The organism is Aquimarina sp. TRL1 (genome assembly GCF_013365535.1).
Taxonomy (GTDB): domain Bacteria; phylum Bacteroidota; class Bacteroidia; order Flavobacteriales; family Flavobacteriaceae; genus Aquimarina; species Aquimarina hainanensis.
This window is the reverse complement of the sequence record NZ_CP053590.1, coordinates 4,655,271-4,667,434: the sequence shown is the minus strand read 5'-3', so window position 1 is coordinate 4,667,434 and position 12,164 is coordinate 4,655,271. Positions and strand designations below refer to the sequence as shown.

The window sequence follows — 12,164 nt, the reverse complement described above, 5'->3', positions numbered from 1 at the left end:
CCGTTAATTAGTTGCTGCTATTGTTGTTGTCCAGCGCTTCGATAAGCGAATGTTTTTTATGTCTGCTCAATGGTATTTTCTCATCCTCTATCTCAATATTTCTACTGTTATATCGGTCTACCTTATCTAGATTGACAATATAAGACTTATGAATTCTCAGAAAACGATCACTAGGTAATTCAGCCTCAAAAGATTTCATAGTTGCTAATACAACAATCGGATCTCCTTCCGCCATAATTAACTTTACATAATCTCCTAAAGCCTCCACGTATTTTAAGTTGCTTAGATAGATTTTTCGCTTTTTAAGATTACTTTTCACAAAAATATAATCATCGTCTTCTACGCCATGCTCAGAGGTTAATCTAGACATGCTTAGCGCTTTGTCTACTGCAGCATTAAAACGTTCTCTTTTCAATGGTTTTCTTAAGTAATCTATAGCGTCATAATCGAATGCCTTAAAAGCATATTTCGTTTTTCCGGTAACGAAAATAATATGCGGCTTGTTTTCCAGATCATCCAGTAGGTCAAATCCAGTGAGTATCGGCATTTCTATATCTAAGAACAAAAGATCAACAGGAGTATCCAGTAAACCATTTTTAGTCTCAATAGCATTATTCCACTCCGCCACTAGCTCCAATGACGGGTGTTCATCTATCAATTTTACAATTGCTAGTCTCTGAAGGCGGGAGTCATCTACTACCGCACATTTTAATTGAAATTGTTCCACTATAGAATATTAATATATAAAGTACAATATTAAGGAATATATCTTTCTTTAACAAATGAAATGGTTCTTGATCGATAAAAAAAGGTGTTTCATCGAGGTATTCAAAAGAGGTTGTGAAATTGAAAAAAAAGAACTAATTTTGCAGCCAATTTTAAATTAAAAATAGATTTTATGAATCATTATGAAACTGTTTTCATCTTGAATCCCGTTTTATCTGAAGATCAGATAAAGGAAACAGTTAAGAAATACGAAGACATTCTTGTTTCTAACGGTGCCAAGATGATTGCTAAAGAAGACTGGGGTCTTAAGAAGTTAGCGTACGAAATCCAACACAAGAAAAGCGGATTTTATCATTTATTCGAATACACAGTGCCAGGAGAGGCTATCAACGCTTTAGAGTTGGAATTCAGAAGAGATGAGCGCGTGATGAGATATCTTACCGTTCGTTTAGATAAGCATGCAATTGCTTGGGCTGAAAAAAGAAGAAATAGAAACAAACAAAAAGCTTAATTATGTCATCGATAGAACAACAAGCTAAAGGAAAAAAAGACGGAGAGATCAGATATCTTACTCCGCTTAATATAGATACTACTAAGAATAAAAAGTATTGTCGTTTCAAAAAATCTGGTATCAAGTATATCGATTATAAAGATCCTGACTTTTTATTGTCTTTTGTAAACGAGCAAGGAAAATTATTACCACGTCGTCTTACAGGAACATCATTAAAATACCAAAGAAAAGTAAGTGTAGCTGTAAAAAGAGCACGTCACCTGGCACTAATGCCATATGTAGGTGATTTATTAAAATAAAATTCGTCATAACATTATGGAACTTATATTAAAGAAAGACGTTGAGAATCTAGGATTCGCAGACGATATAGTGGAAGTGAAAAATGGGTATGGACGTAACTATTTAATTCCTCAGGGATATGCAGTATTGGCAACACCTTCTGCAAAGAAAGTATTATCTGTAACTTTAGAGCAGCGTGCTTTTAAAGAAAAGAAAATAGTTGAGGAAGCACAAAAACTATCTACTAAAGTTACCGCTTTAGAAATCAAAATACCAGCAAAAGCTGGGGTAGCTGATAAGTTATTCGGTTCTGTATCTAATGCAGATTTAGCTGAAGCAATTAGCAAAGAAGGTATCGAAATGGACAAAAAGTTTATTACAATACCAGGAGGAACAATCAAGCGTCTTGGACAGTACGAAGCAAAAGTACGTTTCCATAGAGAAGTGATAACTCCAGTTTCTTTTGAAGTAATCGCTCAGGCGTAGCTAAAAGATATCAGTTAGTTAATAACTGACATATAAAAATGTAAAAAACCGCTCATTTGAGCGGTTTTTTTTGTGTACCTTAATAATAAGTAATTAACACAAAGCATTTTATATGAGAAAAACTATCTTACTGATAATGTTACTGGGAGTGTTTAGTATAACCAAAGCTCAGGTAACCACCTCTAATATATCAGGAATTGTATATGATGGAGCAAATGTGCCTCTTATGGGGGCAAATATTAAAGCAGTTCATGGACCTACTGGTACTACTTATGGAGGAGTCACTAATTTTGATGGACGTTTTAATTTGATAAACCTGAGAATTGGAGGTCCCTATAGAGTGATGATAAGCTATGTAGGATTTAAGAAAAAAATATTTGATAATGTCTATCTGCAATTAGGACAAACCCACAATATCAGTGCTGTTCTAGTAGAAGATAGTAGTGAATTAGAAGAAGTAATTATTACTACTTCTAACAGTGCTACATTTAGCAGGGAGCGAACAGGCGCAGAAACCAGTATTGGGAATAGAGAGTTAAAAACTTTACCGACGATTACAAGATCAGCGGCAGATTTTTATCGCTTAGAACCTACTGCTTCTAGTAATGGTTCTTTTGGTGGGCGAAATGATCAATTTAATAATTTTAGCCTGGATGGCTCTATATTTAATAACCCATTTGGACTGGATGCAGCCACACCAGGAGGACAAACAAATGCGCAACCTATTTCATTAGATGCTATTGAGCAAATTCAGGTATCCACAGCTCCTTATGATGTAACACAAGCTGGTTTTACCGGGGCTTCTGTCAATGCTGTTACCAAAAGTGGAACCAATAACTGGAAAGGAACTGTATATGGTTTTTATAGGAATCAGGATATGACGGGAGATAAGGTAGGAGGAGATGATATTATTGTCCCAGATTTATCACAGGCGCAATATGGAGTTAGTATCGGAGGACCAATTATAAAGAATACGCTTTTTATTTTTGGAAATTTTGAAAAAGATGATAGGGAAGACCTGGGGTCTAATTTTTTAGCCTCCAGAGCAGGTCTTACAGGTGCTAATGTGTCGAGAGTCACCGCAGAAGATTTGGATTTTGTGTCAGAACAATTGGCACAATTAGGCTATGATACAGGAGGATATGAAGGATATACGCATGATACAGAATCAGTAAAAGGGATTCTAAAACTAGATTGGAATATCAATGATAATCACAGGCTTGCTTTTATTTATAATTTCCTGGATGCTTCCAGAGATTTACCAGCACATCCAGAAGCAGGAGGAAGAAGAGGACCGGATTTGACAACCCTACAATTTAGAAATTCTGGATATAGAATTAATAACAAAATAAGCTCTGCCTTATTAGAACTTAACTCTGATTTTTCGCAAAAAGTGTCTAATAAGTTTCAAGTTGGGTATACATTTTTTGACGATTCAAGAGATCCGTTTTCAGTACCCGCACCTCCTATAAATATATTAAAAGATGGAGTTCGTTATATTGTGGCAGGTCATGAGCCTTTTTCTATTCACAATCGCCTGGAGCAAAAGGTAATTCAGTTAACGAATAATTTGAATTTGGTAGCAGGAGATCACACGCTGACTTTTGGAGGAAGTCTGGAGAAATTCGAATTTGATAACTCATTTAATTTGGGGTTGTATTCTTATTTTGGAGCCAATGGAGGTGTTGGTTTTTTTGCTCCGGACTTTAACAGAGTACGAATTGATCCAACTGACCCGAATGACAATAGTTTCGAACGAGCAATTACCAATGGAACAATAGCGGCTGCCCTGGCAAGTGCCCGTACTGTTTTTGATACCAATAATAATGCCGGTAGTTGGGCTTTGGCAGAAACCAATGTCGGACAATTAGCTTTTTATGCTCAGGATAAATGGAAAGTTGATGATCAATTGACACTGACTTATGGAATCAGGATTGATAAACCATTATTTTTTGATACCAAAGAAAAAATAGAAGAAAATATAGAAAGAGCAGCAGGAGGAACCTTTCCTGATGGAAATTATCAACCCAATATTACTTATTTTGATGAAAATGGAGATCCTGTAAAATTAAACAGTTTAGACTTACCGTCAGAAGATATTTTGTTTTCCCCACGTTTTGGGTTTAATTACGATGTTAGAAGTGATAAAACTATTCAATTACGAGGAGGAACAGGAATTTTTACAGGAAGATTGCCTTTTGTATGGATAGGAAATCAGGTGGCTAACCCGAATTTTTTCTTTTATACTACCTCTCATCCGGATTTTAAATTTCCTCAGGTATGGAGAAGTAATTTTGGAGTGGATTATAAAATGGAGAATGGAATTGTCGCTTCAACTGATTTTATTTACACCAAAGACATTAATGCACAAATGGTTCGTAATTATGGATTGTCAACACCCAAAGGAACCTTGAGTGGAGCAGATAACAGACCGATCTATCTGAATTCGGATCGCGCCGTTAATGAATTTGGAGATGAGACAAATGCGTATGTTTTTACGAATACAGATGTAGGATATTCATTTAATTGGTCGCTAAAGTTACAGAAGCGTTTTGAGAATGGGATTTTTGCCAGTATCGCCTACAATTTTTTAGAAGCGGAAGATGCCAGTTCGTTAGAAGCAGAGATATCCAGTGATGCATATAATAGAAATCCTGCTTTAGGGCATGTTAATGAAGCAATCAGTTCAGCTTCGAGATACGGAGATAAACACCGGATCGTGGGGCAGATAAATAAAGTTTTTCATTATGGAGGGAAAAAACAATGGAGAACTTCTATTGGAGCCTTTTATGAATACGCAAAAGGTGGGCGGTATTCATACACGTATTCCGGAGATATAAATAACGATGGATCTGATTTGAATGATTTGTTGTATATCCCTACAGCAAATGAGTTAACATCGTATCGTTTTAGCGGAGCAACCACAGCAGAACAAGAAGCACAGCGACAAGCTTTAGAACTATTTATTCAACAAGATGAATACCTGAGAGATAGGAGAGGGCGATACGCAGGGAAATATGCGATAGTAAGCCCCTGGAGAAGCAGATGGGATGTGAAATTTTTACAAGATTATGACCTTACTGTAGGAAAGAATCAAACAAATACAATTCAGTTAAGTCTTGATATTTTGAATTTTGGAAACTTGATTAGCTCCGATTGGGGTGTTATTGAATTACCGGTTAACCAACAACCTGTAGGGGTAGTTGTAGACGAGGCAACTCGTATTCCTACATATACTTTTGATACTACGCAAACTAAAACATATGGAAATGATTTTAGTTTGAATTCTAGATGGCAAGCTCAAATCGGTCTCAGGTACATATTTTAATATTTTATATATAAATAATAGAAAACTGTTCTCATCATGAGAACAGTTTTTTATTTATTACTATTTTTGCCACCAATTTTACAGAAAATGAAATATATCAGGCTTACGAAAGAGCAATTGGAAGAAATGCATCAGGAGTTTATTAACTTTTTGGCAACTCAGTCTATTACAGCAGAAGAGTGGGAAAAAATCAAAAAGGAAACCCCCGAAGTAGCAGAAGAAGAGATTGATATTTTTAGTGATATGATCTGGGAGGGTGTGTTGAATAATGTTCAGTATTTAGAGCACTTTTCTAAAGATCAGATTCATTTATTTCACACGGCAGAGGATCAGATGTATTTAATCGCCATAAAAGTAGATATTCCTATTGTTGATTTAACTACACGAGAAGGGTATGATTGGTTGCGGGAGAACTTGTTAAATGATAAGGTAACATTCTACGACGCATCTAAACCATACAGTGCAGATCAGAATCTGGATAAGTTCAAGTTGATTTCCGAAGGAGCTCAGATAACCAAGGGAGCGCTTTTCAGGTATTTTGATAAATTAATTCATTCCAGAGCGTAAGATCATTCTCCTATTCGTACCTCAAAGATTCGATAGGATCTTGCTTTGCTGCCTTTATTGCTGGATATAGACCGGATATTACTGCAATAATAAACGATATGGTTGCAGCAGATATAATAGCGATCCAGGGAGTAGAGAAGGTAAAACTGGCAAGCATGGCAATCCCTCCGCCAATAGCAATACCCAGAATAATACCAATTACTCCTCCAAGCTGACCGATAATAATAGTTTCCATAAAAAATTGCTCAGCGATAGTGCTTTTCTTGGCGCCTAATGCTTTTCTAACCCCAATTTCGCGAGTTCGTTCTGTTACAGAAACCAACATAATATTCATCAGTGCTATCGAAGACCCAAAAATGGTAATAATACTAATAATCCAGGCAGCGTAATACAGATAAGACGTGATACTTGCAATTCTATTGATAAGATCATCACTTCTTTCGAGACCAAAATTATTTTCTTCTACAGGACTTAACCCTCTGATATTTCTAAAAGTAAGAATAGCATGGTCTTGAGCTCCTTCCATAAATTGTTTATCATCAACTTTGATATTGAGGTTGTAGTTGATATTGGGAAGTGTAAAAATAGAACGTCCTACTTGTAGCGGAATCAATACTCGCAGATCCTGATTATTTCGAAAGGTAGCTCCTTTGCTTTCCAGAATACCAATAACTTTAAACTTCACTCCCCGGATACTAATAGTTTTTCCGATAGGACTTACATTTTTAAAGAGCTCTTTCTTAAAATCAGAACCAATGATACAAACATGATTATTGTTGTTGATATCAAAAATGGTAAAATTCCTTCCTTTGTCTATTTTGGTTCCGGTATTTTCTAAATAATTCTCATTAACTCCGAGTACAGCAACTTCCGGATCTGTTTTTTTACTTTCATATTTTACTTCAGCTTTTCGGGTTCCTGTAAAAGCGATCGATGTTTTGGAAAAAGGAAAACTAAATGTCTCATTAAATTCCTTTACATTTCTGTAGCTGATAATTGGATTTATTTTTTCCCTTTGACCATTATTAACTGTAGAAAATTCATACTGCCTGATACTAAAAGTGTTGGATCCCATAGAAGCAAAATCTCCAGAAATTGTATTTTCCAAAGCACCAACCAGGGTCAAAATACCTACCAGGGCAGTAATTCCTATCGCTATGATTAATATGGTAAGAATGGTACGTAATAATTGACCTTTTATAGAATCTAAAGCAATACGGATATTCTCTCTGAATAATGTAAACATATACCTGGTAAATTAACTTCTGTATGATAAGACTACAAAATGACTATAAAGTTACTTAAATGTGTAAAAAATATTTAATTCTCTTAGAATCTCTTTTATATTTTATTCGGTATGATCCTCTATTTTTTTCATATTTGCAGTATTAATTTAGATTATGGCACAAAAACCAACAATACCAAAAGGAACCAGAGATTTTACTCCTATAGAAGTTGCAAAAAGAGAGTATGTTATAGAAACGATCCGGCAACAGTTTAAACGTTATGGTTTTAATCCTATTCAGACACCTAGTTTTGAGAATAGTGAGACCTTGATGGGTAAGTATGGAGAAGAAGGAGATCGCCTTATTTTCAAAATCCTCAATAGTGGAGATTATCTAAATCCTAAAAAAGGTGCGGTTAGCGAAGAAGATTATACTAAAAGAGATAGTACTGTATTGACTAAGTACATTTCAGAAAAAGCATTGCGCTATGATCTGACAGTACCTTTTGCACGGTATGTGGTGCAACATAGAAATGAGATAGAATTCCCTTTCAAAAGATATCAGATACAACCTGTATGGAGAGCTGATAGACCACAAAAAGGTCGTTTCAGAGAGTTTTATCAATGTGATGCAGATGTTGTGGGAAGTGATTCGTTATGGCAGGAAGTAAATTTTATTAAGCTTTATGATGCGGCTTTTACAGCTTTGAATTTACAGGGAGTCACTATAAAAATAAACAACCGTAAGATATTATCAGGTATTGCAGAAGTTATAGGAGCCAGTGATAAGTTAATCGATTTTACGGTAGCATTGGATAAGTTGGATAAAATAGGAGAAGATGGAGTAAAAGAAGAAATGCTGAGCAAAGGAATAACTCCAGAAGCCATTGAGAAAATCACACCATTGTTTAGCTTACAAGGAGATGCTTCTGATAAAATAACAAAACTAAGAGAATTACTAGCTACCTCCGAAGAAGGAATTAAGGGAGTAGAAGAATTAGAGTTTATGCTGGAGGCAATCAAAGAACTGCCATTAGAAACAAGCTTGTTAGATCTGGATGTGACATTAGCAAGAGGACTTAATTATTATACAGGAGCTATTTTCGAAGTGGCAGCACCGGATACCGTAAAGATGGGATCTATTGGAGGAGGAGGTAGATATGATGATCTGACAGGAATTTTTGGATTAAAAGGTGTTAGTGGAGTAGGAATCTCTTTTGGTCTTGATAGGATTTATTTGGTATTAGAAGAATTAGGGTTGTTTCCTGATACAGTAGTATCTACTTCTACTGTATTGTTTATTAATTTTGGAGATAAAGAAGCTTTGTATTGTTTAAAAGCAGTTACCGCATTAAGAAAAAAAGGAGTAATCGCAGAACTATATCCGGATAATGCCAAGATGAAAAAGCAAATGACCTATGCTAATCGACGAGAAATCCCTTATGTAGTATTAGCAGGAACAGCGGAAATGGAAAGCAATACTTTTAAAATTAAAAATATGGAGGAAGGTACTCAAAATGAGATCAGTTTTGATGAATTAACAGAATTTTTCTAGAAAAGTTTTTAGCAAATACAACAATTTCTATTTAAAAATGTTAATTTGGTACTTTATTGAGTAATTAAAACCGTATAACTACCCTAAATTTATTTATATGAAAACTAGTATTTCAAGTATTGCTTTATGTTTAATCTTATTAGTAGCTTTTTCTTGTAAAAAAGACCCTAAAACAGATAAGGTAGAGCAAATAGAAACTACTCAAGACACTACAGCGGTTGCGGAGGAAGAAGTTGTTGAAAAAAAGAAAACCCCAAAACCTAGAAAGGTCACAAAAAAGAAAAAGGCAGTTAAAAAAGAAGAAAAAGAAGAAGTAAAAATAGCAGGAGTTCCTACATTTACGGATAGTCAGGCAAAAAAATATGTACGAGATTATGAAGCGTATATTGCCAATTACAAAAAAGCAGTAGAAGCACACGATATGGACTCCTTTCTAAAGCTAAATGAAGCAAGTAGCAATCTTTCAAGACAGTATAGTCAGTTAATAACAAAACTTTCCGGAGAGGATATAGAAAAACTAAGCAGATATGTTCAGGCAAAATCTGCTCAGGTAGCAAAACTGGCAGAAAAAATGAACTAAAATTTCATTAAAATATTCGTACAAACCACCTTACTAGTTTTAGTAAGGTGGTTTTTTATTGGAATAAATTATCCCGGGGCTAGTCCACGAGGCATTTAAAGAGAACCCTCGAGATAGTATATCCTTTAGTGATGTCATAATAAAATAAGAAAAATATTGGGCTTTGTTTAACATTATAAAGCCTTGGATTTCTTGTGATTGTTTAAAATTAAAGTATTTTTACACCCCTCTTTTGATGAATCCAATTACAGTTTTGTTTATAGATGAGAATTGCATTGTCTTTTAGAATTTTACTAGTCTCCATATACGTATTGTCTTTTATGCAATTAAGAGGGCAGACAATAGGGTTTAAAGCTTTCGGAAAACTTCCTAACCAAATAGATGCTAAGCTGTATAAGAAGTTGAAAAAGAGCAATAATAAAGAAGAAACCTTAGAAGTATTGTTTCAAATTGCCGAGGGACATATTCGATTTGGACAACCTGATTCTACTGTTTATTATGGCAATCTGGCAAAACAGGAAATCAAAGAATGGGAGATAGATACAGTAAAGCGTAATGTATTTTTAGCAAAAGCATATAATTTTATAGGAATAGGGAATTTAGAAAAAGGAATGCATGAAGAGGGGATGAAATTTCATTTAGAAGGAATCAGCCTGTCTCCGGTCGCTACCATGAATACAATGCACTATACTCATAAAATGGGATTAGGACGTATTTATATGCATAAGGAACAATATGAAAAAGCCCTGTTTCTGTTTGAAGAATGCCTGAAAAATGCAAAAGATAAAAAAGTAAAAATCCATTCAGAAAAATACAAAGCAGATGTAGCCTTTCTTACCAATAAGTTTGATGAAGCCAAATTTCTGTACTACAGTGTTTTGGACAAAATAGAAAATAATCCATCATTTGATAAATTAGAGCTCGAATTAAAATTTAACCTGGCTAAAATAGATGTACTAAACGGTCACCTGGAAAAACTGTTGTTGTATCTGAATGAAATAAAAGAGGTTTCTCATCAAAAAGGTTTTTTTGATATCTATATAGAAGCTGTTTTAGAGATTGGGAATTATTATTATTATCACAAAGAATACGAAGCAGCAGCTTTGATTTTGAACACAGCATATGTTAATGCAGTCCAATGGAATCGTCTGGAGTTACAGCAAAAACTAATAAATAGATTGCGGTCGATATATGTGTTGCAGGGAGATTTTAAGAATGCACACAATTTAATGACGCAGTATGTCAAAAACTCAAAAATAATCTTAAAGAAGCAGAATAAAGAGCTTATTAAGGAATTAGAAGTTAAGTACGAAACCCTTCAAAAAGAAAAGGAAATTTTCGAGTTAAAAGAAGAGCAGCTACTAAAAGAAACAGAAATTCAACGACAGCGAACCATTAAAAATGCATTTCTCATCGGTTTCTTTATCATTCTGATTCCAATTATTATATCATTGATAGCATATTATCAAAAATTACAAACGCAAATTGAACTCAATAAATCACAGGAAGAGGTCAGCAAACAGAAACTAAATGGATTGATCAAAGATCAGGAACTAAAATTAATCAAAGCATCCATAGAAGGTCAGGATAAAGAAAGACAACGATTAGCCAGAGAACTTCATGATGGCATTGGAGGAAATTTAGCAAGTATAAAACTGCAATTGTCCAATGTCACAGAAAAAGGAAGTCGTTATGAGGGAATTGTCAAGCAAATAGACGAAACATATCATCAGGTACGGGATTTTTCGCATAATTTAATCCCTAAAAAATTCTTGCGTAACTCATTAATCGTTTTAATAGAAGAATACATAAAGAATGTAACCGCAGGAGTGGCTATAAATATAGAGTTTAATCCGTATCCCGAAGAATTGATTAATAAGATAGACGGAACGTTAAAAGAGGAATTGTTCAAGATTATTCAGGAGCTTTTGACCAATTGTCTAAAACACGCCAAGGCATCCAATATTTATATCTATCTTAATCAATACGAAGATTCAGTAAAATTGCTTTTTGAAGATGATGGGGTTGGTTTTGATACAGAAGGCATGAAAAAAGGAATTGGGTTTAAAAATATACAAAACCGTCTGTCTGATTTATCCGGTACCATTTTTATTGATTCTACGCCGGGCAGAGGTACCGTGATCGATATAGAACTTCCGGTAAAATAGACTTAGATAAACAACTGATAATCAGCGAATAATCCGTTCGTAGCTTATTTTTTTGGATAGGGGTGTAATGTTATGCAACATCGACCTACTAAGATATTAATGGAAATTGTAATTTATTTGGGAATAGGAATAGTAGTCACAATCCTTGGTGCTATCCCATTGGGAACTGTAAACCTGTCAGTTATACATACAACTATTGAAAAAGGAAAAAAAGAAGCGTTCAAAATTATTATAGCAGCAGGTGTTGCCGAACTATTATTAGCCTTCTATGCCATTTATTGTAATATAACGATTGATCGGTTTATTCATCAGAATAGATGGATACATTACCTGTTGGTATTTGTTTTCTTAGTTGTAGGTCTTTTGTTTATGACAAAAAAAACGAAACAGCATACCAAAAGAAGGAATCTCTCTTTTACTAAAAACAAGTATTTAATAGGTTTTCTTTTAGGGGTATTTAACCCTCCCGTTTTATTTTTCTGGATACTTACTATTAGCTCTATGAAGACATTTTCTATCGAATTGAATAAGATGACTGCAAGTTTACTGTTGTTATTTTTTGGTCTTGGAGTATATATAGGAAAAACAGGAACACTTTATATGTATAGTAAAATGGCCTTGTACTTTGGAGAAAGAATTTCTTTCTCCCAACACTTGAATAAAGTAATAGGAATTCTGTTGTTATTTATAGCATTTTTTCAGGGAAGTAAGATTTTTTTGTTTGATTAAAAGATAAATA

General features: G+C 34.4%; 11 protein-coding genes. 9 read left to right on the top strand and 2 right to left on the bottom strand.

The genetic code is table 11. From position 1 onward, the window contains the following. Positions 1–7: 7 nt before the first annotated feature. Positions 8–727, bottom strand: a complete 720-nt coding sequence (locus tag HN014_RS19235; protein ID WP_176030464.1) for a LytTR family DNA-binding domain-containing protein — start codon at positions 725–727, stop codon at positions 8–10. A 171-nt stretch (positions 728–898) separates the two neighbouring features. Here HN014_RS19235 and rpsF point away from each other — a divergent pair, with 171 nt between their 5' ends. From rpsF to HN014_RS19210, 5 genes are all read left to right on the top strand, one after another. After that, positions 899–1,237 carry a 30S ribosomal protein S6 gene (gene rpsF, locus HN014_RS19230; protein ID WP_176030463.1) on the top strand — a complete coding sequence of 113 codons (339 nt, stop codon included), beginning with the start codon at positions 899–901 and terminating at the stop codon, positions 1,235–1,237. Then, positions 1,237–1,536, top strand: a complete 300-nt coding sequence (gene rpsR, locus HN014_RS19225) for a 30S ribosomal protein S18 (protein WP_176031169.1) — start codon at positions 1,237–1,239, stop codon at positions 1,534–1,536. Before rpsF ends, rpsR begins: the two co-directional genes overlap by 1 nt. A gap of 16 nt (positions 1,537–1,552) precedes the next feature. Continuing rightward, positions 1,553–2,002: a 50S ribosomal protein L9 gene (gene rplI / locus HN014_RS19220; protein WP_176030462.1), complete on the top strand. Its 450-nt coding sequence runs from the start codon at positions 1,553–1,555 to the stop codon at positions 2,000–2,002. 112 nt (positions 2,003–2,114) lie between these two features. Beyond that, complete coding sequence (locus HN014_RS19215) at positions 2,115–5,330, top strand: carboxypeptidase regulatory-like domain-containing protein (protein ID WP_176030461.1); 3,216 nt, start codon at positions 2,115–2,117, stop codon at positions 5,328–5,330. Between the two features lie 87 nt (positions 5,331–5,417). Next, entirely contained in the window at positions 5,418–5,897 is a 480-nt protein-coding gene (locus HN014_RS19210; RefSeq protein WP_176031168.1) for a DUF6495 family protein, read from the top strand. Positions 5,898–5,907: 10 nt separating this feature from the next. On the opposite strand, the gene HN014_RS19205 is transcribed toward HN014_RS19210, so the two are convergent. Continuing rightward, positions 5,908–7,143: an ABC transporter permease gene (locus tag HN014_RS19205; RefSeq protein WP_176030460.1), complete on the bottom strand. Its 1,236-nt coding sequence runs from the start codon at positions 7,141–7,143 to the stop codon at positions 5,908–5,910. A gap of 154 nt (positions 7,144–7,297) precedes the next feature. Between HN014_RS19205 and hisS the strand changes: the two genes are divergently transcribed. The 4 genes from hisS (at position 7,298) to HN014_RS19185 (ending at position 12,154) form a co-directional block, all read left to right on the top strand. Beyond that, positions 7,298–8,677 (top strand): histidine--tRNA ligase, encoded by a 1,380-nt coding sequence (hisS, locus tag HN014_RS19200; RefSeq protein WP_176030459.1) that lies wholly within the window; start codon positions 7,298–7,300, stop codon positions 8,675–8,677. Positions 8,678–8,774: 97 nt separating this feature from the next. After that, positions 8,775–9,257, top strand: a complete 483-nt coding sequence (locus HN014_RS19195) for a hypothetical protein (protein WP_176030458.1) — start codon at positions 8,775–8,777, stop codon at positions 9,255–9,257. Positions 9,258–9,520: 263 nt separating this feature from the next. Continuing rightward, positions 9,521–11,425 carry a sensor histidine kinase gene (locus HN014_RS19190; RefSeq protein WP_176030457.1) on the top strand — a complete coding sequence of 635 codons (1,905 nt, stop codon included), beginning with the start codon at positions 9,521–9,523 and terminating at the stop codon, positions 11,423–11,425. 99 nt (positions 11,426–11,524) lie between these two features. Next, the gene (locus HN014_RS19185) at positions 11,525–12,154 is read left to right on the top strand and encodes a hypothetical protein (RefSeq protein WP_176030456.1); all 630 of its coding nucleotides are present in this window, start codon (positions 11,525–11,527) and stop codon (positions 12,152–12,154) included. Positions 12,155–12,164 lie beyond the last annotated feature (10 nt).